At 57.5% G+C, this 23192-nt stretch carries 18 protein-coding genes; 10 read left to right on the top strand and 8 right to left on the bottom strand.

Features of this window, described 5'->3' with window-relative positions:
• Positions 1–177 precede the first annotated feature (177 nt).
• From ACQ4N7_RS00475 to ACQ4N7_RS00465, 3 genes are all read left to right on the top strand, one after another.
• Complete coding sequence (locus ACQ4N7_RS00475) at positions 178–1212, top strand: septal ring lytic transglycosylase RlpA family protein (protein WP_430709660.1); 1035 nt, start codon at positions 178–180, stop codon at positions 1210–1212.
• Positions 1213–1467: 255 nt separating this feature from the next.
• The gene (locus ACQ4N7_RS00470; protein ID WP_430709659.1) at positions 1468–3072 is read left to right on the top strand and encodes a bifunctional pantoate--beta-alanine ligase/(d)CMP kinase; all 1605 of its coding nucleotides are present in this window, start codon (positions 1468–1470) and stop codon (positions 3070–3072) included.
• 80 nt (positions 3073–3152) lie between these two features.
• Positions 3153–4022: a shikimate dehydrogenase gene (locus ACQ4N7_RS00465; RefSeq protein ID WP_430709658.1), complete on the top strand. Its 870-nt coding sequence runs from the start codon at positions 3153–3155 to the stop codon at positions 4020–4022.
• Positions 4023–4044: 22 nt separating this feature from the next.
• On the opposite strand, the gene ACQ4N7_RS00460 is transcribed toward ACQ4N7_RS00465, so the two are convergent.
• Together ACQ4N7_RS00460 and ACQ4N7_RS00455 are read right to left on the bottom strand one after the other, a co-directional pair.
• Positions 4045–5400: a serine hydrolase gene (locus ACQ4N7_RS00460; protein WP_430709657.1), complete on the bottom strand. Its 1356-nt coding sequence runs from the start codon at positions 5398–5400 to the stop codon at positions 4045–4047.
• A 109-nt stretch (positions 5401–5509) separates the two neighbouring features.
• A complete protein-coding gene (locus ACQ4N7_RS00455; protein WP_430709656.1) occupies positions 5510–5893 on the bottom strand; it encodes a hypothetical protein in 384 nt (127 codons plus the stop codon).
• A 112-nt stretch (positions 5894–6005) separates the two neighbouring features.
• Between ACQ4N7_RS00455 and recR the strand changes: the two genes are divergently transcribed.
• From recR to ACQ4N7_RS00430, 5 genes are all read left to right on the top strand, one after another.
• Positions 6006–6599 (top strand): recombination mediator RecR, encoded by a 594-nt coding sequence (gene recR / locus ACQ4N7_RS00450; protein ID WP_430710052.1) that lies wholly within the window; start codon positions 6006–6008, stop codon positions 6597–6599.
• Positions 6600–7092: 493 nt separating this feature from the next.
• Positions 7093–7737, top strand: a complete 645-nt coding sequence (locus tag ACQ4N7_RS00445) for a histidine phosphatase family protein (protein ID WP_430709655.1) — start codon at positions 7093–7095, stop codon at positions 7735–7737.
• A gap of 13 nt (positions 7738–7750) precedes the next feature.
• Positions 7751–8404, top strand: a complete 654-nt coding sequence (locus tag ACQ4N7_RS00440) for a histidine phosphatase family protein (RefSeq protein WP_430709654.1) — start codon at positions 7751–7753, stop codon at positions 8402–8404.
• 271 nt (positions 8405–8675) lie between these two features.
• Entirely contained in the window at positions 8676–11612 is a 2937-nt protein-coding gene (locus ACQ4N7_RS00435) for an MFS transporter (RefSeq protein ID WP_430709653.1), read from the top strand.
• Positions 11613–11771: 159 nt separating this feature from the next.
• On the top strand, positions 11772–12986 hold the full coding sequence (locus ACQ4N7_RS00430; protein WP_430709652.1) for a PQQ-dependent sugar dehydrogenase: 1215 nt from the start codon (positions 11772–11774) through the stop codon (positions 12984–12986).
• A gap of 243 nt (positions 12987–13229) precedes the next feature.
• Here ACQ4N7_RS00430 and ACQ4N7_RS00425 read toward each other — a convergent pair whose 3' ends face one another.
• The 6 genes from ACQ4N7_RS00425 to grpE form a co-directional block, all read right to left on the bottom strand.
• Positions 13230–13430 (bottom strand): DUF2811 domain-containing protein, encoded by a 201-nt coding sequence (locus ACQ4N7_RS00425; protein WP_190518990.1) that lies wholly within the window; start codon positions 13428–13430, stop codon positions 13230–13232.
• Between the two features lie 536 nt (positions 13431–13966).
• Positions 13967–15109, bottom strand: coding sequence for a small ribosomal subunit biogenesis GTPase RsgA (gene rsgA / locus ACQ4N7_RS00420; protein ID WP_430709651.1), 1143 nt, complete (start codon positions 15107–15109; stop codon positions 13967–13969).
• A 3-nt stretch (positions 15110–15112) separates the two neighbouring features.
• On the bottom strand, positions 15113–15361 hold the full coding sequence (locus ACQ4N7_RS00415; protein WP_430709650.1) for a sulfurtransferase TusA family protein: 249 nt from the start codon (positions 15359–15361) through the stop codon (positions 15113–15115).
• Positions 15358–16479, bottom strand: a complete 1122-nt coding sequence (gene dnaJ, locus ACQ4N7_RS00410) for a molecular chaperone DnaJ (RefSeq protein WP_430709649.1) — start codon at positions 16477–16479, stop codon at positions 15358–15360. Before dnaJ ends, ACQ4N7_RS00415 begins: the two co-directional genes overlap by 4 nt.
• Positions 16480–16578: 99 nt before the next feature.
• Positions 16579–18534: a molecular chaperone DnaK gene (dnaK, locus tag ACQ4N7_RS00405; protein WP_430709648.1), complete on the bottom strand. Its 1956-nt coding sequence runs from the start codon at positions 18532–18534 to the stop codon at positions 16579–16581.
• Between the two features lie 232 nt (positions 18535–18766).
• On the bottom strand, positions 18767–19462 hold the full coding sequence (gene grpE / locus ACQ4N7_RS00400; RefSeq protein ID WP_430709647.1) for a nucleotide exchange factor GrpE: 696 nt from the start codon (positions 19460–19462) through the stop codon (positions 18767–18769).
• A gap of 357 nt (positions 19463–19819) precedes the next feature.
• Between grpE and ACQ4N7_RS00395 the strand changes: the two genes are divergently transcribed.
• Together ACQ4N7_RS00395 and ACQ4N7_RS00390 are read left to right on the top strand one after the other, a co-directional pair.
• Positions 19820–21826, top strand: coding sequence for a GspE/PulE family protein (locus ACQ4N7_RS00395; protein ID WP_430709646.1), 2007 nt, complete (start codon positions 19820–19822; stop codon positions 21824–21826).
• A gap of 155 nt (positions 21827–21981) precedes the next feature.
• Positions 21982–23106 (top strand): type IV pilus twitching motility protein PilT, encoded by a 1125-nt coding sequence (locus ACQ4N7_RS00390; RefSeq protein ID WP_106866578.1) that lies wholly within the window; start codon positions 21982–21984, stop codon positions 23104–23106.
• The last annotated feature ends 86 nt before the right edge of the window (positions 23107–23192 follow it).

Here is a 23192-nt window from a genome sequence, read left to right as displayed (position 1 = left end):
CCCCGGATTCGCAAGTCTGGCTGAACGTGCTAAGTTACGTTTCGTCAAAAAAACCGAAGGCCAATTTGCAACGAGCACGGACTTCAAGGTGATTCCTGTGTCGCCTGTTCTAGGTCATGTTTACTACTAGACCCAGAATTTATTCCCTGCTCTTTCTGTTGAATTCTTTTGGTGTACATGAAACATTCCGTACTAGGCGGACTGACGGTTGCCGTCGCGATGTCCGTCTTTGGAGCACCTCTGCCCAGCCACGCCCAAGACAGCAGCAATAGCGGTCTTTCTCTGGATCCTGAAGCAGAACTTCATGCCGAAGCTCTGTCGCTTACCGACTATCCTGATGCAGGTCAACCTGCCGACTCTGACTCTAGCCCTTCAACTTTTGAGCCTACTGAGCCTGCCGCACCTGAATCAGCTTTATTAATTCAGCCCTCTGACACCGCTGTCGAAACGAACAAAGCCCTAGATACAGCTACCGTTCTTCCCCACGCCCTCGATGCTCGCCAGGCTGCCACAGTCTACATTCGCTCAATTCCCGTAATCACCCTGGTAGGGGGTGAGCTTGAAACCCTAAGTGCTAGCCAGGGAACGGTTGCGGCACCTGATGTTCAAGAGCCCCTGCGGCGGGCCAACGACATCGTTGCTCGCCTGCAAACGCTAGCCGCCGATGGCGATGCTGCCGCGATCGAAGCTCGCTGGGAAGACGAATCAAAAGCTTTTGTAGTGGCCTGGGGCGATGAGACCCTGCTCACCATCAGCGACAAAGCTATTCTGCCCGATACCACCGCCAACCCTGGCGAAGACGCGCTGCAAATGGCGAACCGACTGCGGCGCTTGCTGGGCAATGCTCCTCCCCTGGCTCGGGTTGAAGGCTTGCCAGAGCCAGCCGCTGCGGCCAACCAGGTGGGCGTAGTTGCCTCTAGCCTGACCGGCATGGCCTCCTGGTATGGCCCTGGCTTCCACGGTCGCCGCAGCGCCAGCGGCGAGGTATTTGACCAAAATGCTTTGACAGCGGCCCACCGCACCCTGCCCTTTGGCACCCAGGTGCGCGTTACCAATCTGTCTACAGGGCAGTCGGTAGTGGTGCGAATTAACGATCGCGGCCCCTTTGGCCATGGTCGAGTGATCGATCTATCGTCGGCAGCGGCTGCCCAAATTGGCTTGAGAGCCAGCGGCGTTGGCCGCGTGCAGGTCGACGTGCTGGCCGCCCAGTAGCCCCTGCTAAAAGCCTCTGCGATCGCTTGGCCGAGGCCCAACTCAACCCTCTCCATCGCCCAGACTGGAGAGGGTTTTTGGTGGGTTACCCTAGCTGTAGGGCCAGGGTTATCGTGGGTTCGGGATAAGGTCACGGAAAAGCGGAGAACAGGGCGATATGCTCCAGACTTTAAATCTGATACGGTAATACCTTTGAAAAAAGGTGGCCAGAAGTTTAGCTGTCACATACGCTCATGCGGCAAAGGGTAGAACATTGTGCGGGTACTGAAGGCGGTTGAGGGCTTAACGCGCTACTTAGTTCAAGCGCGGGGCCAGGATAGCGTGCGCGCCAGTAGCATGGGGCGAAGGTCAACCGATCGCGTTGAGGTGGGGCTGGTGCCAACAATGGGCAATCTGCACCGCGGGCATCTGAGCCTAATCGAGCGAGCCCGGCGAGAAAATGCCGTGGTGGTGGTCAGTATTTTTGTCAATCCGCTGCAGTTTGGCCCCCAGGAAGACCTGGCCCGCTACCCCCATACCCCTGACCAAGATCTGCACCTGTGTGAGCAGGCCGGAGTGGATGCCGTGTTTATGCCATCCCCAGCAGCGTTCTACGGCACAGTGGACCCACAGTCGAGTGACTTGGCCCAGGTCGTGCCGCCCAAGGCCATGATGTCGGTGCTCTGCGGTCCCTATCGGCCAGGGCACTTTGAGGGGGTAGCCACAGTAGTGACTAAGCTGCTGAGCCTGGTAGCCCCCGATCGCGCCTACTTTGGCTACAAAGACGCTCAGCAGCTGGCTATTCTGAAACGCCTGGCCCAAGATTTAAACCTGCCGGGCCAGATTGTAGGCTGCCCTACCGTGCGCGAGGCCAGTGGATTGGCACTCAGCTCGCGCAATACCTACCTGAGTGCCGCCGAGCAACCGCAGGCCGCAGCCATCTACCGAGGCCTGATGGCTGCCCAGAGCCGCTTTAAGACGGGTGAGCGCCACCGCACGGCCCTGGTGGCTGCCGTACACCAGGAGCTAGCTCAGGAGCCCAGTCTAAAGCCGCAGTATGTGGAGCTGGTGCATCCTGAAACCCTGCAGCCGCTCGAGCAGGTAGAGACCCTGGGCATGATCGCGGTCGCGGCCCACCTGGGCACCACCCGGCTGATTGACAACCTGCTGCTGCGCGATCGCCAACCGATTGTGGCCATTGATGGCCCGGCGGGGGCAGGCAAGTCGACGGTGGCCCGGCGCGTAGCCCAGCGGCTCAACCTGCTCTACCTCGACAGCGGAGCCATGTATCGGGCGGTCACCTGGCTGGCCCTGGAGCGAGGGGTCGATCTGCACGACGAGGTGGCGATCGCAGAGTTGGTCAGCGACTGCGACATTCACCTGGCCGCCTCGGGCGACGACCCTGCCTTTGCCGCTTTCCCCAGCCGCATCTGGCTGAACGGGCAGGAGGTGACTCAGCTGATTCGCAGCACAGCGGTAACCGAGCAGGTCTCGCTGGTGTCGGCCCAGCCCACCGTGCGCCAAACCCTCCTGCACCAGCAGCAGCAGTATGGCGTTACCGGAGGGGTGGTCATGGAAGGTCGCGACATCGGCACCCAGGTGTTCCCTCAGGCAGAGCTGAAAATCTTTTTGACCGCCTCGGTGGCAGAGCGGGCCCGCCGTCGCCAGCGCGACCTGGCCGCCCAGCAGCAGCCCGAGGTATCCCTCAGTGATCTGGAGCTAGCCATTGACGAGCGCGATCGCAAAGACAGCAGCCGGTTAGTATCCCCCCTGCGCAAAGCCGACGATGCGATCGAGCTGATTACAGACGGCCTCTCGATCGATGATGTCGTCGAGAAGACCGTGCAGTTGTTTGAAGAACGAGTGGAGGAGAGGGGATGAATTCAAAATTTTGAACTTTGAACTTTGAATTTTGAACTCCCCCTTCCTCACCCTCCTCATCTCCCTCATCCCCGCTTGCCATGATCATCACCGGCTCCACTCAGCTCCTCGGCGTTATCGGCGACCCAATCGCCCACTCCCTGTCGCCCGTCATGCACAATGCTGCGCTGGCAGAGCTGGGGGTGGATGTCGTGTACGTGGCGTTTCCGGTGGCGGCAGAGGGACTGGAAGCGGCGATCGCGGGATTTGCGGCTACTGGGGTGCAGGGGTTTAGCGTCACCATTCCCCACAAGCAGGCGATCGTGCCGCTGCTGGCCGAGCTAACTCCTGAGGCTCGGGCGGTAGGGGCTGTTAACACCGTATGGCGCACCGAGCGGGGCTGGATGGGCACCAATACCGATGTGGCTGGGTTTGTCGCCCCCCTCAAACAACGGCAGGGCTGGGCAGGCAAGACGGCTCTGGTGTTAGGCAACGGCGGGGCGGCCCGAGCGGTGGTGGCGGGCTGTGGGCAGCTTGGCTTTGCCGTTGTGCAGGTGGTGGGCCGCAGTATTCAAAAGCTGGCTGAGTTTAAGCAAAGCTGGGTTGAGTCCCCCCTGGCACTAACCCTCACTACCCACAGCTGGGTCGATCTGCCCACGCTGCTGCCAACGGCTGATCTAGTTGTCAATACTACCCCCGTCGGTATGCACACCACCGCCGACCAAACCCCGCTAACGGCTGAACAGCTCGATCGGGTTCCAGAGGCTGCTGTAGTCTATGACCTCATCTATACCCCACGCCCCACCCAGCTGCTGACCCTAGCCGCCCAGCGGGGCTTAAGCACCGTTGACGGGCTAGAGATGCTGGTGCAGCAGGGGGCGGTGGCCCTAGAAATTTGGCTGCAGCGGCCAGCGCCCGTGCCAACTATGCGTCAGGCGCTGGAGAAGTGGCTGGATCACAAGATGGCTTAACTAACGGCAGCGGCGATTGCGACTAGGGCAAAAAGGTTTGGGGACGGGTGGCGATCGCCTCGGTGGGGGAAATCGTCAGCTCAAAGCCGTTGTGGGTGAGCAGGTGTTGAATCACCCCAGTCACGATCGATCGCACGACTGCTTCATTGGCGCTGCGATCGAGGGTAACGGTGATGATGTAGCGCTGGCTGCCAACGCTAATCGCTGTGGTTGTACCCAGCACCTTAGAATTTCTGCCGGTTTTTTCGCCCAGCCAGGTGATGGGGGGGCGCACCGCTTGGTAGCCCAGGTTGCGATCGCGCTGCTCAGCCAAGGCAGCCTGAATCAGCTCGGCGTGGGGAATCTCCTGGTTGTAGATAGCCACCATCATGTCGGTGAGTTCGTCGGTGGTCAGCCGGTTGGGGCCTGTGCCCGCGTTGGCCGGATAGGTGGACTCGCCGACCAGCTTGGTGCTGATGCGGGTGGCCCGGTACCCACGCGCCTGCAGGCTCTGGTTCAGGTTCTCCCAGCCCAGGTAGTCGATCAGCTGGTTGGTGGCAATGTTGCTGCTGGCGCTCACCATATCCGTCATGATTTGCGCCAGGGGATACTCGGTTCTCACCCAGGTGGTGCCAATATCCTCGGTCCAGTTGCTGGGGTCTACCCAGACTGGTGCGGCGGGGTCAGTACCTGACTGATGGAGGTGGGTCATCAGCGCGATCGCCACCGGCACCTTGATCAAGCTGGCGGGGTTGGCCGGGGGCTGGTCGCCCCGCCAACGACGGCACTCGCGGGCCAGGTTGCACACCGTCAACCGCACCCGCGCGGCCATTCCGGTTTGCTCCACAATCGGTACCAAAAACTCGGAGCGGGCGGTGTCGTAGTAGTAGGCGGCGATCGCCCGCTGCTGCTCGTACTGCTGCCGCCGAGTGGCGGCCTGGGCTGCCCCCAGCGTTTCAGGCGCAATTTGGTTCAGGGCGACGATGGCGGTACTCCAGTGAGCATAGGCCGCCGCCACAGACTCTTTGGGTAAGGTGGCTGGGTTGCCCAGGGCGATCGCTGCTGCCGCCGCCTTTTCGGCCCGGTGCCACAGTCGGCGAGCGGCGTCTTCCTGCTGCAAGCGGCGATCGATGGCCCACAGCTGATCTACGGTTGCCGCCGGGGCCATGCCTACCCCTGAGCGAGTGGCCACCATCACGGTGGCAGACTGATGCAGCTCGCCATCCAGGCGATCGCGCAGGTGGTAAAGGTCAACCAGGGTTTCTACCGGAGGTACGACGGCCCTAGGGCTATGCCCCTGCTCTGGAGCAGCCACTGGAAACTTAGGCAGCACCACATTGGCCGCCAAAACGCCAACGATGACAACCGGCTTAAGCGCCTGCAACCACCAAGCCTGCATACCCCTCCACCCAACAGAGCACCCGCCGCCCTGGGGCGGTGTTAAGGAATGTAATCGCTTGGCTCAAGGAAAAATGCCAGCCAGGGCACAAAATCGCGGCTTTTACGCCTCAACGGGCCGTTGTCGCCAAGTTTCGCTCAAAGTTTTGCTCTAACAACGTCTGCCAGCTCGCGCTTAAATCATCTTCGCTGCGGTGGGCTTCCCAGGGGCCAGCATCAAAACCTGAAATGCTCCACTGCCCGGTCAGATGGTTGCCATCTTCTGAAACAGTGCCGGTGTAATCAATAGTGGTCTGGGTTGCGGTGATATATCGCTTTACAAACCGCACCTGGCGACCCGAAACCGTGCCGCTGAGCTGGGCCTCGCCCAGATAGCCATCGTCTAGAATGCTGCCGCTCAGCTGGTTGCCCCCCTGCACCAGAGTGGCCTCAAAGCGGGTAGGAGTATCCCGCTGCCAGTAGGTGCCCAGCCACATGCCGCTTAAATCTGCCATAGGCCCACCTTACACGCCCAACCTTACACCTACAATTTGTACAATTTAGAGAGATACTGCGCAGTGTCTCTCTAAATAAACCAGTTCTGAGCAATGCAAGGAGCCTAGCCCCATCTATACTCGTCCCCTGGCGCGATTAATCGAAGAATTTCAGCGACTGCCGGGCGTGGGGCCCAAGTCGGCTCAGCGGCTGGCGCTGCACATTCTCAAGCGCCCCCAGAGCGAAGTCCAAGCCCTGGCCCAGGCGCTGCTCGAAGCCAAAGCTCAGGTCGGGCAGTGCTCGGTGTGCTTTCACCTCTCCGCCGATACGGTGTGCGACATTTGCCGGGCCACCAGCCGCGACCCCAACACCCTCTGTGTGGTGGCCGACTCCCGCGATGTGATTGCGATCGAAAAAACCCGCGAATATCGTGGCCGCTACCACGTGTTGGGCGGTCTGATCTCGCCCATGGATGGTATTGGCCCAGAGCAGCTCAATATTGGCCCCTTAGTGCACCGGGTGAACAAAGAAGGCACCCAGGAAGTGATTATGGCCATTAGCCCCAGCATTGAGGGCGATACCACCACGCTCTACGTCGGCCAGTTGCTCAAGCCCTTTACGCGGGTCACCCGCATTGCTTTTGGCCTGCCCATGGGGGGCGATTTAGAATACGCCGATGAAGTCACCCTAGCCCGAGCGCTGGAGGGGCGGCGGGATTTGGAGTAGGCGGGATGTAGGGCGGGTAGGCGGGTAGGCGGGTGGATGGGTAGATGGGTGGATGAGTAGGAGCGTGGAGTTAGACTTCAGCAACCTTCTATTGAGAGCCGATCGCTGATGTTGGGGCAAATGGGGTTTGCCTAACGATCTTGAAATCGCTTCATAAACTCAGTCCCTAAGGTTGAAGCGATTGCTTCTTGGTTAAACGGTTTGAATACTCGAACCATTCAACTTGCGGGCTTGGAATGCGGATTTGGGCTTTGCGCCGATCTTCAATATTTAGGTGTGCCAGGTTTGCCTGGGCTGTGGGTTTGCCTTGGGTGAGACAAAATTTAGCTGGGATCTTTAGCTAGGTCATATACAATTTTGAACCTGTTTTGGGTTGCCTGGCGCGTAGGTTAGATTAGGGATGAATGGCCCTCGCTAAGGGCTGCTGCTGCGAAGGCAATGGTTGTAGATCAGGGCTGAGCAGGCGTCACACTGTGGTTACCGTCAGGCACCGATGGGAGTTTTTCTCTATTTTTTGCGCCATGGCCAGACGGCCTACAGCCTCACGGGTGGCTACTGCGGCATGCCCGAAAATGATCCAGGCCTTACCCCGGAGGGGGTGCTGATGGCTAAGGAGTTTGCCGCGACCTATGCCCATCTGCCCTGGACGGCCGCCTATATTAGCCCCCTGCGGCGGGCTGTGGAAACAGCTCGACCTCTGTGTGAGTTGGTGGGCCTGGAGATGCAGCTGCGCGACGGGTTACGCGAGGTGATGTACGGCCGCTGGGAGGGCATGCACCCCACAGCGGTCGATCGCGAGCACCATGACGAGTACGTCGCCTGGCTAACCGACCCCGCCTGGTACGCTCCGGTGGGGGGCGAGCGGGCCGTGGATATTGCGCGTCGGTCGGCTCAGGTGCTCGACGAAATTGAGCGCACTCACACCAGCGGTCACATTCTTATGGTGTCGCACAAGGCCACGATTCGCATTATGCTGTGCACGCTGTTGGGCATTGATGTGGGCCGCTACCGCGATCGCCTCGATATGCCTGTAGCCGCCGTCAGCGTTGTCGAACTGGGCCAGCGGGGACCCCTGTTTCACACCATTGCCGATCGCTCGCACCTGAGCGACGAGCTGCGATCGCTCCCCTGCACCTGAGGAAACGTGCCCTATGCCCCTGAGGCTTTACCTGCTCCGCAACGCCGAAACCGAGTACTGCCGCACGGGCCGCTACTGCAGCCAGGATGGGGTGCCGCTGTCGGCGCAGGGCCAGCAGATGGCTGACTATTTCGCCAAGGCCTACCACCACCTCGACTGGAAGGCGATTTTCTGTAGCCCTCTCAGCCATGCCGCTGCCACTGTACAACCCCTGTGCCAAATTACGGGTATGGCCGTGCAGCGCCGAGCTAACCTGCGCGAGCTGTCCTTTGGTAAGTGGGAAGGTATGGCCCCCGCTACGGTCAATACCACCTTCCACGACGACTATATCCGCTGGCTGGCCGACCCGGCCTGGAATACGCCCACCGATGGCGAAAAGGGCATTCAGGTGGCGCGCCGCAGCTCCGACGTGCTGGCCGAAATCGAAGAGACCTACCCCGATGGCAATGTGCTGATAGTTTCTCACAAAGCTACCCTGCGAATCATGCTGTGTACCCTGCTGGGCATTGATGTGGGGCGCTACCGCGATCGCCTGGCCATGCCCGTCACCTCCGTCTCCCTGGTCGAGCTGATGGATTACGGCCCCTTTGTGCGCCAGCTCAACGACCGCTCACACCTGCCCCTGCACCTGCGTCGCCCCTGGGCCGGCAATGGCTCAGACAGCTAATTTCGCCCCAATTTCAGCCTCTACCCAATGAAATATCCCCCCTGCCAGATGTCAGCTCTAGGAAAAACGGGTCTGATTAAAGAGCAGAGCAAAGGGATGACCCAACATGATTGGATGGTTGAACGAGATACAAGGATATAGTACGGGGTGGCTACATCTGGTTCAGGTGCAGCTGGCACCGGTAGTGCCAGAGCCGCAAATAACCACTGCCGAGGAGGCTGCCCTCGTTTTTTCGGGGCCGCAGTTTTTTATCGCCCTATTATCAGGAATAGTGCTGGCCTTTGGTTTTCAGCTGCTGCTGACTAACCTATCGGTGGCCGTTGGTATTTCTGCCCTCGGGCGTGGCAGCTCTAGCAAGCATTCTAACGACAATGGGAGTGGCCCACCGATCGCCACGGCTGTGGGCCTTTGGACCATTATTACGGTAAGTTTGGCTCTGTTTCTTGCCTGCCTGCTGGCGGTTAAGCTAAGCCTCCTTAACAGTGCCCTACTGGGAGCTATTACCGGCCTGGTCATTTGGGGCACCTATTTTTGTCTACTATTTTGGGTCAGTTCTACCACGGTTGGTTCCCTGATCGGTTCGGTGGTGAAGACGGCTACATCTAGCTTTCAGTCCCTGATGGGTACTGCAACCTCTGCTTTAGGCGCTCGTGCCGCTAGCAACCAGGTTGTGGCCACCGCTGAGGCTACCGCCGCCGCCGTACGTCAGGAGCTAATGTCTGGCTGGGACAACACGGATATAAAAGATACGCTGCGCGACTACATATCGACCCTGCGATCGCCCAGCATTGATACCTCTGCTCTAGAATCTGAGTTTGAGCGACTGCTGCAGGAGTCTGGGGTAGCCCGCGCCGATCGCGAGGCTCTAGCTCAGATCGACCGCAGCGCCTTTGAGCAACTGGTCAGCCGCCGCACCGATCTATCGGCTCAGGAAACGCGCCGAATTGCCGATCGCCTGTACCAGAGCTGGTGTCGGGCCGTTGGTCAAACTCCAGACCGCAATTCTCTCGCCGAACTCACCGACTATCTGAAGTCGGCCCAGCGCGACGAGCTGATGTCGGGCCAGCTGCGCGATCGCCTCGACCAGCTGCTCTCGAACAGCAAAAGCGATCAGTCAGGCTCGGGGCAAACGCCGGGATGGCTACAGCAGGGCATGGGCATGCTGATGGGTGTTGCCATGCAGCGCCTTGACCTCAACGACATGGACATGTCCGATATTCTGGGTCAGCTCAAGCAAGCGCAGAGCAAGGTGAGCGGTGCCGCAGCTTCGATCGCATCGGGCGCATCGGGTAGCAACGAAAGCGAAGCCTATAACGTTGTCAAGGCCGACGTTGAAGCCTATCTCTCCAGCGCCTATCCCTGGCAGCTCCAGCCCGAGCGCATGAAGCAAGACTTCTGGCAGGTCATCTACGACCCCGCCGCCGACCCTGGGCAACTGCGTCAGGCGCTGCTGCCCCTCAATCGCGCGTTTTTTGCCGATATTTTGTCCCAGCGGGGTCTGCTCACCCAGCAAGAAATTTCTCGAGTGTCAGCCCAGCTTGAGGATGTCCGTCGGCATGTGCTGGCAGAGGTCTCTGAGCGCTACCGAATAGAGGCCGCCAAGACCCTGCAAACTCGGGTTTACACCTTCTTGCAGCGCTCTAGCCGCGACGAGCTACTGGCCAGCGACAGCGGCGACCGCTTTGCCAGCGTCATCGAAGATCCCTACGCCAAGGCTGAGGATCTGCGCGATCGCTACACAATCTTTAGCTACGTCACCTTCCGCGATGCCCTGCAGGCACGAGGTGATCTCAGCGAAGCCGAGGTCGATCAGGTGGCCCACAGCCTAGAGCGATCGATGAACAATGCGGCTGCCGATGCCGCCGGCCTGCAGGCTGCGGCCACAGCCCGCATCGACAACCAGTGGCAGTCGCTGCAAGACTATCTGCGCTCTACTGGTAAGTCAGAACTCAACCCGGAAGGCATTAAGGCCGACATTCAAACTTTGCTAGCTGAGCCCGATGCAGGCCTGCACCAGGTGCGCCAGCGGCTCGCCCAGTTCGATCGCGATACCCTGGTGCAGCTGCTGAGCCAGCGCAACGATCTGAGCGAAGAGCAGGTTCAGCAGACCGTCGATCAGGTTGAGGCCAACTGGTACCGGACTATTCACGCTCCGGCTGCCCTGAGTGCCCAAGCTAAAGCCAAGTACAACGAAGCGACTACGGCGATCGAAAACTACCTGTTGAAGACCGGCAAGCCTGAGCTCAACCCCGCTGGCATCAAGCGCGACCTTGAGCTGCTGGTACACGACCCCAGGCTGGGTCTACAGGCCGTACAGTCGCGCCTGTCGGACATGGATCGCGACACTCTGGTGAAGCTGCTCAGTCAGCGGGGCGATTTGACCGAGGCCGAGGTCAACCAAACCATCGACGACCTGCAAGGGGCTGTCAACGACCTGCTCAAGCTGCCCCAGCGTTTGGCCCGTCGAGCTAAGACCCAGGTGATCTCCTTTGAGACGGCGCTAGAAGACTACCTGCGCAATACAGACAAGGACGCCCTCAACCCTGAAGGCATCAAGCGCGATCTGAAACTGCTGCTGCAAGACCCCCGGCTGGGAGCCGACCGACTGCAGACCCGGCTGTCTAGAATCGATCGCGACACCGTGGTTGCCCTGCTAGCGCAACGTCCCGATATGACCCAGGCCGAGGCCGAGGCCGCCGTCGACCGCGTGCTGGACATTCGGCACCAGTTTGTAGCTCAGATTCGCCAGGTGCAAGACCGGGTGCAGGGCGTTATCGACGGTATTCTCGCCCGCATTCGTCAGTACCTCGACTCCCTCGATCGCCCCGAGCTAGACTACTACGGCATCAAGCGCGACCTACAGCAGCTGATGGCCGACCCCAAGGCGGGTGTTGAGGCCTTGCGCACTCGCCTCAGCCAAGTCGATCGCGATACCCTGGTGGCCCTGCTGAGCTCCCACGATGCCATCTCCGAGGCCGATGCCCAGCGCGTCATTGCCCAGGTAGAAGATGTGCGAACTACGGCTCTCAGCAAAGCCGAGCAGCTGGAGCACGAAGTTGAGAAACGTCTCAGCGAAATGCGCTACCAGGTCGAGAAGCAGGTGGAGGACACCCGCAAAACCGCTGCCGCGGCCTCCTGGTGGATCTTTGGTACCGCTACGGTGTCTGCCGTTTGCGCCGCGATCGCAGGCAGCCTGGCCACCCTCTAGCCCTCCCCGCTAGGCCCTCGCTAGGGTACAAGCAGCCACCCTACCGAGGGTGGCTGCTTGCTTTTTCAGGATTTACCATTTTCTAGAGCAAATCTGCGCTCTAGCCTGATTTAGCCCAGTTCGATAACCATTACGACCTCTATATACCTACCGTTGACTATGGGTTCTCACTGGTTTAAGCCTCTTCTTGCTCCCCTGTTTTTCAGCCTTGCGCTCATGAGCTGCGCCGCCTCTGCCCCAGAGCATGGTGCAGCTCGCGAGACCGCTCCCCAACCTGCCCCAGCAACCGCCCAAACCCCGGCTGCTCGAATAGTCGAGTCGGTCGAGCCTGTCACCCTGATTGAGGGCTTAGAGCATCCCTGGGGCATGGTCTGGCTGCCCAATGGCGACATGCTGATTACCGAGCGCCCTGGGCGTCTGCGCCGAGTCAGCAATGGCGAATTAGACCCTACCCCCATCGCTGGCGTTCCCGACGTGCTGGCTCTCAGCCAGGGAGGGTTGTTAGACCTCGCCCTACACCCCGAATTCGAAACTAACGGCTGGATCTATTTCGCCTACGCTGACGGCACTCAGCAAGCCAACCGCACCCAGGTCGCCCGCGCCCGCCTAGATGGCGACACCCTCACCGACTGGACAGTTATTTTTACCAACAACCGCGATAAGGCTGAAGGACAGCACTTCGGCTCTCGTCTGCTGTGGCTTCCTGACAGCACACTGCTGGTGGCTCTGGGCGACGGCGGCAACCCGCCTCTAGAGCTTGAAGGTGAGCTGATTCGCAATCAGGCCCAAAATCGTCAGTCTCTCCTGGGTTCAGTCGTGCGAATTACTGACAATGGCGAAGCCCCTGCCGACAACCCCTTTGTCGACGAAACCGACGCCAACCCGCTGATTTGGAGCTACGGTCACCGCAATATTCAGGGGCTCGCCCTTGATCCTGAGACCGATCAGGTCTGGTCTACCGAGCACGGCTCTCGGGGTGGCGACGAACTCAACCGGCTAGAACCAGGCGAAAACTACGGCTGGCCAGTGGTCACCTACAGTGAAGAATATTCTGGCGGCCCCGTTTCTACCGAACAGTCGCGCCCTGGTATGGTCGACCCCATTACCTACTGGACACCCTCCATCGCGCCGTCGGGGCTGGCCGTGTACCGGGGCGATCGCTATCCCCAGTGGCAGGGCCAACTGTTTGCCGGTGGCTTGGTTTCCCAGGATGTGAAACGCATCGAGGTTGATGCCAGCGGCAATCTGGTCAACGAAACCTCAATTCCCATTGGTCAGCGAGTGCGCTCGGTCAGCCAGGGGCCAGACGGGTTTCTCTACGTGCTCACCGATGAGCCTAACGGGCAGCTGATTCGCCTTGAGCCAGCGTCCTAGCCATTTATCTGCGATCCGTACACAAACCATTCGCAGAAACAAAAAAGGGCACTCCCGCTAAGCGGGAGTGCCCTTTGCCTACTGGGTCTCAACCTTTAAAGCGACCCTCAGTGGAACAACGAAATACTTTAGTAATGGCCTTGGAAGGGACAGCGCGCCAGAATTCACTCCAAGATGCCCGGCCCTGAAACGTGCTTACTGTAGCAATGGCTCAACGCCAAGCTGTTTCAGGCTGCGACCAGGTTAGGCCGCGTAGTCAAACACTGCGTCCAGGTAAAGGCGGTTAATGCGGCGATCGCTGATGCCATTTTGCATCAAAAACAGCGACAGTGCCGCGCAAAACACCCGATGCTGACTCCAGGACGGATGGGTCTCCACGTAGTCACGCATGGCTTCAAACAGCTCCTCTGGCACCTCTACACTCAAACTAATTCTCGATGCCATTGCCGTCATTGATTGTTCACTCATCTCCACTTCCCCAATCTGAAATAGACGCCAAAATACGGCCCCTGCCAACTTCCTTCACCGACCGGATCCCTTGCTGGTAGGGAATTTGAAGGCTACTCACGAGGTTGGAACAGAAGCGCTGTGTAAGCTGGTCGCACCATTGTCACCAGACTGCTGGGGGATGTCAATCTTGCCAACCGCTCCCTGATCCGCTAGCTCAAATCTGCCTTAAACGAAGCGTTAGGGGTTTCAGCGATCCCCGCTTAATCCATCGGTAGCCCGTGCTACACAACAGATCGGGTGTACCTGTGGACAACACCAATTCCCACTCCTAGCTCAAACGATTGTGATGTCGTTCGCACCTGGGGAAAACCTGGGTATAACTGGGGAAAACTCTGGGGAAAACCTGAATAGAAAGCAAAGAAAATATAAAATCCAGCTGAGTTTCAGTTTTTTAATAGTTCGCCTGATTTCACTTCCGCCTAGATTGCGCAGTTGCCATTGGCTATCTTATTTCCCTGGTATTGGACAAGTTAATTCAACTTGCTATCTCCAAACCGAGGATCCAAATCATCCACCTGTTCATCGCTGTCGTGGTACAACGCCTCAAGCGTTTGCTTCTCTTGGCGGCGCGACGGACGGCGGTACTTCTTGGTCTGAAGCTTAGGTTCCTGGTGCTGCTGCCCCTTTTCGCCCACTTTGAGCTTAAGTGCCGCATCGGGGTCTCGCTGCCGCTGCAGATTTTCTTCGTAAGCTAGAGCTTCCTCCAGCAGCATTAGGTAGAAGTCGTAGCGCGGCCAGTCAGCATTCACCGCACAGCCAGGAGCGCCCCGGTGCAGGCAATCGCTAAACTGGCACTGCTCCAGGGCTAGTCGCTGCCGCAGTTCTGGAAAACACTGGCCCAAGGCCGCTGGCGTCAGGGTTAAATCAGGTTGGTTAAAGCCAGGCGTATCGGCCAGCAAGCCGCCCCCCGGCAGCTCAAACAGCTCTACATGGCGGGTAGTATGCCGCCCTCGACTCAGCTTTCCCGACACGGCTCCTGTTCTCAAGCTAGCCTGGGGAATGAGTCGATTGATCAGGCTTGATTTGCCTACCCCAGACGGCCCAGAGATAACGGTTGTATGCCCCTGCAGCAGCGGCTGGAGCATTTCGAGGGGAGCATCCTCATCCTGAACGCTCATAATAGTAATCGCATAGCCCCACTGGTTAAGCTGGTCCTGCCAGTACTGTCGAGTATCAGCACTGACCAGGTCTTGCTTGTTGAGCAAGACCCTCACCAACACTCCTGTAGACTCAGCCTGAACTAAAAACCGCCCCAGCTGCTGGGGATCCAGGTCAGGTTCCGCCAGGGCAAAGACCAGCAAAATTTGATCGACGTTAGCTACTGGCGGACGGTCAAGCACACTCTGGCGAGGGGCTACGGCTGCGATCGCGGCTCGCCCCCCGGCCCAGTCCACCCCCTCTAGACAGACCCGATCTCCCACCATCACCTGTTGACCGGTTTTCTTGAGCCGAGCTCGCCGGGTGCACAGCAAAGTATCTCTTGACGCCCCATAAGGCAAAGCCGGGTCAGGCTCAACAGAGTCCAGCCTGACCCGATAGTAGTTAGCCTGAATAGCAATCACTAGCCCCCAAAGGCCATCATTGTCAATATTGCTGGGGCCGCAAGATACCATTACCTAAGCCGGACGTCGCACGTGCAGAACAAAATAGTCAATGCAGTCCTCCAGGTGCTCTACGGTATAACCCTCCATGGTTAAGCTATCGGGAACCTGTTCTACAGGTTCCCCAGCATCAAGCCACACTTCTAGTAGGGCTCCTGGAGGCATCTTTTCAAGCTGAAGCTTGGTACGCACAAAATTAATTGGGCAGGGGGTACCCCGCAGGTCCAACTGACTATCTATGGGGGTAGATGCTGAATGACTCATCCTCGAAATAACCCCCCTAAAAAGCCTTCAATACCGCCTCGATTAACTTTATCGCCGCGAATCTCCGCCAGTTTTTCGACGAGCTCGCGCTCTTCGGGCTTGAGTCGAGTCGGTATATCAACCTGAACGGTGATTAGATGATCGCCCCGGCTCACTGGATTACCCAGCTTAGGCACCCCACGATTGTCAAGGGTGAGAACGGTCCCAGGTTGAGTACCCGCTGGCACGTCAAGCTCTTCGGGTCCATCAACGGTATCAATGGTGAGCTTACAGCCCAAAATAGCCTGTAAATAGCTAATTTTCAGGTCAGAGAGAATATTGATGCCGTCGCGCTTAAAGGCCGCATCTTCAGCTACAAACAAGTAAACATACAGATCGCCTGCCGGGCCGCCCCGCAGTCCAGCATCGCCTTCGCCAGACACCCGCAGCCGGGTGCCATTATCAACCCCTGCCGGCACAGTAATTTTAAGCTTCTTAGTTTCCTGAGTCTGACCACTGCCGCCGCACACCTCACAGCGATCTTCAATGACTTCCCCAGTGCCGCTACAGGTGGGGCAGGCCGATACCTGAGTAAAACTGCCAAAGGGTGTGCGAGTGGCCCGACGCACCTGCCCACTGCCACCACAGGTACCACAGGTCGTAGGACGTGTACCGGGCTTGGCACCACTGCCTGTGCAGGTGCCGCAGGTCTCTAAGTGACTAATTTTGATCTCTTTTTCGCCACCGAATACAGCTTCCTTAAAATCGAGGCGCAAGTCGAGGCGGAGATCATCACCTCGCGTCGGTCCTCGCCGCCGACTACCCTGGCCTACGCCACCCGAGAATCCGCTAAAAAAGCTCTCAAAGATATCGGCAAAGCCGCCCATGTCACCAAAGTCTTGGTAGCCACCAGCGCCAGCCCCTATTCCGGCCTCCCCAAAGCGGTCATAGCGAGCCCGAGTCTCAGGTTCTGAAAGCACCTCGTAGGCCCGGTTGATCTCTTTAAAGGTATCTTCAGCCCCAGGATCCTTGTTGACATCCGGGTGGTACTTGCGGGCCAATCGGCGATAGGCCCGCTTAATCTCATCCTGGTCGGCGTTGCGCGAAATACTTAGAATGTCATAGAAATCACGGGCCATAGAGGGCTACCTAGACAACTCCAGCAACAATCAAACATTAAACCATTTTAAAAGGAGTGCCCACTTTGACCAGGGGTGATACCCGCCCCAGCCCCAACTTTAGTCAATGGCTTCATAGTCAGCCGTAACGGTAGCATCTAGCTCTGAGCCGCCGTCGTAGGTAGCCTCATCATAGCCATCGGCTCCGGCCTCAACGTTGGCAAAATCAGCTGTCTCAATATCCATATCGACATCGACGCTACCGTCGGCATCGCGATAAACATTGGTACCAATGGCAAAGATAGCCGACTGCAGCGCATCAATACACGCTTGGAAGGTGCCAACATCAATGCTGGGGGACTGGGTAGCTGCCCGCAACTCATTGGCCTTCTCTTCTAGATCGGCCCGAGCTAGATCATTGAGCAGGCCACCATGGTCGCGCAGAGTAGCTTCATAGCTGTAGAACAGGTTGTCGGCCCGGTTTGTGAGCTCCGCCAGCTGCCGCCGCCGCCCGTCTTCGTCGGCGTAGGTTTCGGCCTCTAGACGCATGCGGTCAACCTCACCATCGCTGAGGCCACCCGTGTTAGTAATGCAAATGCTCTGGGCGCGACCAGTCCCCTTATCGAGGGCTGCCACCTTGAGAATACCGTCGGCATCAATTTCAAAAGAGACCTCAATCTGCGGCACCCCGCGCGGAGCCGGAGGAATGCCCGTCAATTCAAACTTACCCAGGCTCTTGTTATCTTTGGCCATCGCCCGCTCGCCCTGCAGGACATGAATTTCAACAGAGGTTTGGCCGTCGGTAGCGGTAGAAAATACCTGGGACTTGCTGGTAGGAATGGTGGTATTGCGCTCGATGATTTTGGTAAACACCTCCCCTAGGGTTTCGATCCCCAGAGAGAGCGGCGTAACATCGAGCAGCAGCAGATCTTTGACCTCGCCCCCCAGTACCCCCGCCTGAATTGACGCTCCTAAGGCAACAGCCTCATCAGGGTTCACGGAGCGATCGGGCGCTTTGCCGTTGAAGTAGGCGCTAATAGCCTGCTGCACCGCCGGAATGCGGGTAGACCCACCGACCAAAAGAATGCGAGCGATCGCATCGGGGCTGAGGTCAGCATCTTTAAGCGCCTGCTTGACGGGCTCTAGAGTAGCCTGGATTAGCTCCGAGGCAAACTGCTCAAACTGCGCGCGCGTAAGGGCCATTTCTAAATGCTTTGGCCCCGACTCATCGGCTGTAATGAAGGGTAGATTAATCGAGGTCGAAGGCATACTCGACAGCTCGATCTTGGCCTTTTCAGCCGCTTCACGAATGCGCTGGAGCGCCATGCGATCGGCGGAAAGATCAATGCCCTCGGCCTCGCGAAAAGCGGCCGTCATCCATTCAACGATACAGTTATCGAAGTCGTCGCCCCCAAGGTGGTTGTTGCCAGCGGTGGCTTTAACCTCAAAAACACCGTCGCCGAGCTGCAATATAGAGACATCAAAAGTGCCGCCCCCGAGGTCAAACACCAGCACAATCTGGTCTTGATCCTGCTTGTCAAGCCCGTATGATAGGGCGGCTGCCGTAGGCTCGTTAATGATACGTAGTACTTCTAGACCCGCAATGGTACCAGCGTCTTTGGTAGCCTGCCGCTGGGCGTCGGTAAAATAGGCAGGTACAGTAATGACCGCCTGGGTCACTTCTGTACCTAAATAGGTTTCTGCATCCTGCTTGAGTTTTTGCAGAATCATGGCAGAGATTTCTTGGGGGGTGAACGCCCTACCGCGAATCTGCACGTCAACTGTATTGTCACGTCCGCTAACGCAAACGTAGGGAACACGGCTGCGTTCTGCTTCCGTATCATCCCAGCGACGACCAATAAATCGCTTGATGCTGTAAACCGTATTTTCGGCATTAGTAACTGCCTGGCGTTTGGCTAATTGGCCCACCAGTCGTTCACCATTCTTACCAAAGCCAACAATGCTGGGTACTGTACGCCCCCCCTCAGTGCTGGCAATGACAGCCGGTTTGCCGCCTTCTAGCACGGCAACACAACTGTTGGTTGTTCCTAAGTCGATACCAATTACTTTACCCATAGCCCACGGTGCTCACTTAATCGTTCGCTATACCCTTTCAAAATCGGTCCAGATTGCTTGATATCCGGACTAATGTGACTAGGTTGCCCGCTTACACTCGTGAAGTTATCGTTTGGGGCAGCAATTTTCAGGGTACATACTCAGACTAGGGAAGTATAGAGTGCTCTTGCCCTCTATCTAGAGAATTTGGATCAGCGCTATAGCGCATTGAATACTGACTGATCTGGATTTGTTAGGATGCGCTCCCCTCTGCTAAATCGACGTTATTGGGGCCATCTTCTGGCGGAGCAGCTACTTTCACCATGGCGTGACGTAGCACCCGATCGCCCAACTGATAGCCTCGCACAAACTCTTCGATCACGGCCCCCTCAGGATGATCGGCGGTAGGTTCGCGCATAACGGCCTCGTGCAGCAGCGGGTCAAACTCTTGCCCCTCGGCGCGCATAGCTGAAACCCCTAGGCGCTTGAGGGTTTCGACAAGCTGCTTGTAAACGCTCTGATAACTTTTGTGAATGGTCATCTCGGCTTCGGTTTGCGGCTTGATCTGCGATCGCGCCCGCTCGAAGTTATCGACAACCGGCAACAACTCAATGATGGTGTCGCCTTTGATTTGGGTAGCTAGCTCGTCTTTCTCTTTGCTGGTGCGCTTGCGATAGTTCTCAAAGTCGGCAGCAATGCGCATTGACTGATTGGCCCGATCTTCGAGCTGAGCCTTTAACCCTGCTACCTGACGTTCCAGGTCGGCCACAACGGCCGCATCAACACTGCTCCCCGCTGCGGTAGGTTGTTCGGCAGGGTCAACGGTCGCTGCCGCCGCCTCGACCATTTCGTCAAAGTCGATATCAACGGCGTCTGCCTCAAGGAGTTCTTCGATCGCTTCAGGATCAGAAGCTGGATCGTGTTCGGGGTGGTGAATGTCGTCAACCATGCTGATACGTAACCCGACGGTGAATGCAACATCTTTAGTCTGGGCTTAAAGCCTACCTCAACAGAAACTCAATCTGCTGTGATGGTTTGACTTTAGCACTGTCTCTAATTCTATCGTGGATTGCGGGTTTCACCGCTGCAAGTTCTTTAGCCTCAGCATCAGGCCCTGACGTCAGGCGACCGGCAGCGCCCGGCATGGTGCAGATAAATTGGATAAGGGTATTATCGAAACTACGGGGTCAACGCGGGTGGGCTGGCGATCGCGCTAACCAGTAGGTGCAGCCTCCCGTTTAGGGCATACTGCCTGCATAGGATTGGGTTCAAGCCTTCTTCACATCAGTATTTTGGCATCAGCGCTATGACTAATTCCTCCTCCTCCCGAAGAGCTCTGGTACTCCAGCGGAGCTTTTCGCCCTTTGGCAACAAGCTCATTCAGGCGGGCTATGTTGACTCTGAGCAGATGCAAAAAGCCCTGGCAGAGAGCCGCAAAAGTGGGCAGTCGCTAACTGATGTCCTTGAATCTCTTACCGGGCAGCAACTCTCTCCCGAACTGCTGCGCCAGTACAAGAAGCAGCAGCTCTTCGAGCTTAAAATTCTGTATGGCGTTGAGTCGCTCGATCCAGAACTCGACAACATCTCCGCAGCCCAGATCGGCCACCTGATTGACACCCTAGTGCCAGTCGACATCTGCCGTCGTCATCGCTTAGTGCCGCTATCGAAAAACGAGAGCGAGACTTCCTCCGTGCTGGTAGCCATGGTGGATCCTGAGAATCTGGAGGCCCAGGACGATCTCAACCGGATTCTGCGGCCCCAGAATATGGCTCTCAAGCGCATGGTGATCACCGTTGAAGACTATCAGCGGTTGATGTCAACCTATTTAGACGATGCGGTCGCCAAGCAGAAAAAAGAAGAGCTAGACGCCGCCGTCGATGTCAATACCAACTTAGAAGAACTCGACTTCGGCGATGGCAGCCTAGAAGACGTTATTGACGAAGAGGCTGACCTGGGAGCGGCCCTAAAAGATGCCGGTGCAGCTCCGGTAATTGCCCTAGTCAACAAAATTTTGGCCAAGGCGCTGCAGGAAGGCGTTTCTGATATTCACGTTGAGCCTCAGGAAGAGTTTCTGCGGGTGCGCTTCCGTAAAGACGGCGTGCTCAAGGAAGCTCTGCCCAAAATGCCCAAAAAGATTATCCCCGCCGTTACCGCTCGCTTTAAGATCATTGCTGAGTTAGATATTGCTGAGCGCCGAGCTCCCCAAGATGGCCGAATTCGGCGGGTGTTTCAGGGCCGTAAGGTTGACTTTCGGGTCAATACTCTACCCAGCCGCTGCGGTGAAAAGGTTGTGCTGCGAATTCTCGACAACTCCGCCACTCAACTCGGCCTCGACAAGCTGATTACGGATCCTGACTCGCTGCGCATTGTGCAGGATATGGCCTCGCGCCCCTTTGGCCTCCTCCTGGTGACAGGCCCAACTGGCTCAGGTAAAACCACTACCCTGTACTCAGTTCTCTCAGAGCGGAACGACCCCGGCATCAATATCAGCACCGCCGAGGATCCGATTGAATATACCCTGCCAGGTCTGACCCAGGTGCAGGTAATCCGTGAAAAAGGGATGGATTTTGCCTCGATCTTGCGCGCTTTTTTGCGGCAAGACCCTGACGTCATTCTGGTGGGTGAAACCCGCGATCGCGAAACGGCTAAAACGGCGATCGAAGCGGCCCTGACCGGGCACCTGGTGCTGACGACGCTGCACACTAACGATGCCGCTGGTGCGATCGCCCGCCTCGATGAAATGGGGGTTGAATCTTTCATGGTTTCCAGCGCTCTAATTGGGGTACTGGCCCAGCGCCTGGTGCGAAAAGTCTGCTCTGATTGTCGTATTGCCTATCACCCTAGCCACGAAGAGCTAGCTCACTTTGGCCTCGCTGCCGCCTCTGAGGCAGATATCACTTTCTACAAAGCCAACACGCTGACGGCCGAAGAGATTGCTACCGCCAAAGAAAACAACACTCTCTGCTCGCTCTGCCAGGGCGGTGGCTACAAAGGCCGAGTTGGGGTTTACGAAGTGTTGCGCGTGACTGAGCGGCTGCAGAAGCTAATTTCTGAAGGAGCACCTACCGAAGTCATTAAAGAGGCTGCCGTCGAAGACGGTATGCAGACGCTGCTGGCCTACAGTCTAAACCTGGTGCGCCAGGGGTATACCACCCTTGATGAAGTGGAACGGGTAACCTTTACCGATACAGGTCTAGAGGCCGAACTCAAGGCCAAGCGCAAGGCTTCTCTAACCTGTGCCTGCTGTGCAGCCGAGCTTCAGCAAGACTGGCTCGACTGTCCCTACTGTCTCACCCCCCGTTTTCAAGATTAGCGGTTTGTTGACTCACGCTCTTGACAGCATTTCACTTCAAACTGGGAATCTTGTTACCAGCACTGGGCCTTGGGGCACTAACCATTCTTTTGACTTCGCCTAAACTGCTCTAACGCTGCATTCTCTTACATTCCTTCCCCCCATGAGGTAATTCTATGGAATTGATGATTGAAGACTTGATGGAAGAGGTTATTGAGCGAGGCGGCTCTGACCTACACCTATCGGCGGGGTTGCCCCCCTATATCCGCATTAGCGGCAAACTGACGCCCACCGAGCACGAACCAATGACTCCCGAGTCGTGTCAGCGGTTGATTTTCAGCATGCTTAACAACACTCAGCGTAAGCAGCTTGAGCAAACCTGGGAACTCGATTGCTCCTACGGCGTTAAGGGTCTGGCTCGCTTTCGGGTCAATGTCTACAAAGACCGGGGCACTTACGCGGCCTGTTTGCGGGCGCTCAGCTCCAAGATTCCCAGCATGGAAACGCTGGGTTTGCCCAACATTGTCCGAGAGCTATCGGAGAAGCCGCGTGGGCTTATTCTGGTGACGGGGCCAACCGGGTCTGGTAAGTCGACTACCCTGGCTTCGATGATCAACAACATCAATATGACTCGACCCGAGCATATTCTGACCGTGGAAGACCCGATCGAGTTTGTCTATGAGCCGATTAAGAGCCTGATTCACCAACGCCAAATTGGGGAAGATACTAAGAGTTTTGCCAATGCCCTGCGCGCCGCCCTACGGGAAGACCCTGATGTCATTCTGGTAGGTGAGATGCGGGACCTAGAAACTATCTCGCTGGCCATTTCAGCCGCAGAAACAGGCCACCTTGTGTTCGGTACGTTGCACACCAGTTCGGCGGCGCAAACCGTTGACCGGATGATTGATGTGTTTCCCCCCGAACAGCAGCAGCAGATTCGAGTGCAGCTGTCAGGCTCGCTGGTAGCGGTGCTGAGTCAGACCCTGGTACCTAAGGCGAACGTCAAACCTGGCGAGTATGGCCGCGTTATGGCGCAAGAGATTATGGTCATTACCCCCGCTATTGCCAACATGATTCGAGAGGGCAAAACCCCTCAAATTTATGGCGCGATTCAGACTGGAGGTAAACTGGCTATGCAAACCCTGGAGAAAGTGCTGGCCGACCTGTACAAGGCAGGCACAATTTCCTTTGAGGCGGCCATGTCTAAGACCTCTCGCCCTGACGAACTGCAAAGACTGATTGGGGGAGCACCGACACCCAATGCTGCTGCACGTCAAGGGGCGGCGGCGGGTCGCCACTAGCGCCTTGAAGCACAAAGCACGCGAGTTCGGGTAGATCTAGCGGGTTCGGCAAACCGAACCCATCGCTATAATTGCAGTACTTTAAG

The organism is Nodosilinea sp. AN01ver1 (genome assembly GCF_050565655.1).
Classification (GTDB): Bacteria; Cyanobacteriota; Cyanobacteriia; order Phormidesmidales; family Phormidesmidaceae; genus Nodosilinea.
The sequence above is the reverse complement of the archived record's forward strand: the minus strand, read 5'-3'. Positions and strand labels throughout refer to the sequence as shown.

What these genes read in the sequence shown, in the direction of transcription:
- ACQ4N7_RS00390 (WP_106866578.1), top strand. Translation starts at nt 21,982, where the DNA reads ATGGAATTGATGATTGAAGACTTGATGGAAGAGGTTATTGAGCGAGGC.
- grpE (WP_430709647.1), bottom strand. Translation starts at nt 19,462, where the DNA reads ATGGTTGACGACATTCACCACCCCGAACACGATCCAGCTTCTGATCCT.
- ACQ4N7_RS00465 (WP_430709658.1), top strand. Translation starts at nt 3,153, where the DNA reads ATGATCATCACCGGCTCCACTCAGCTCCTCGGCGTTATCGGCGACCCA.
- ACQ4N7_RS00430 (WP_430709652.1), top strand. Translation starts at nt 11,772, where the DNA reads ATGGGTTCTCACTGGTTTAAGCCTCTTCTTGCTCCCCTGTTTTTCAGC.
- ACQ4N7_RS00475 (WP_430709660.1), top strand. Translation starts at nt 178, where the DNA reads ATGAAACATTCCGTACTAGGCGGACTGACGGTTGCCGTCGCGATGTCC.
- rsgA (WP_430709651.1), bottom strand. Translation starts at nt 15,109, where the DNA reads ATGGTATCTTGCGGCCCCAGCAATATTGACAATGATGGCCTTTGGGGG.
- ACQ4N7_RS00445 (WP_430709655.1), top strand. Translation starts at nt 7,093, where the DNA reads ATGGGAGTTTTTCTCTATTTTTTGCGCCATGGCCAGACGGCCTACAGC.
- ACQ4N7_RS00425 (WP_190518990.1), bottom strand. Translation starts at nt 13,430, where the DNA reads ATGGCATCGAGAATTAGTTTGAGTGTAGAGGTGCCAGAGGAGCTGTTT.
- dnaJ (WP_430709649.1), bottom strand. Translation starts at nt 16,479, where the DNA reads ATGGCCCGTGATTTCTATGACATTCTAAGTATTTCGCGCAACGCCGAC.
- ACQ4N7_RS00395 (WP_430709646.1), top strand. Translation starts at nt 19,820, where the DNA reads ATGACTAATTCCTCCTCCTCCCGAAGAGCTCTGGTACTCCAGCGGAGC.
- ACQ4N7_RS00415 (WP_430709650.1), bottom strand. Translation starts at nt 15,361, where the DNA reads ATGAGTCATTCAGCATCTACCCCCATAGATAGTCAGTTGGACCTGCGG.
- ACQ4N7_RS00440 (WP_430709654.1), top strand. Translation starts at nt 7,751, where the DNA reads ATGCCCCTGAGGCTTTACCTGCTCCGCAACGCCGAAACCGAGTACTGC.
- dnaK (WP_430709648.1), bottom strand. Translation starts at nt 18,534, where the DNA reads ATGGGTAAAGTAATTGGTATCGACTTAGGAACAACCAACAGTTGTGTT.
- ACQ4N7_RS00455 (WP_430709656.1), bottom strand. Translation starts at nt 5,893, where the DNA reads ATGGCAGATTTAAGCGGCATGTGGCTGGGCACCTACTGGCAGCGGGAT.
- ACQ4N7_RS00460 (WP_430709657.1), bottom strand. Translation starts at nt 5,400, where the DNA reads ATGCAGGCTTGGTGGTTGCAGGCGCTTAAGCCGGTTGTCATCGTTGGC.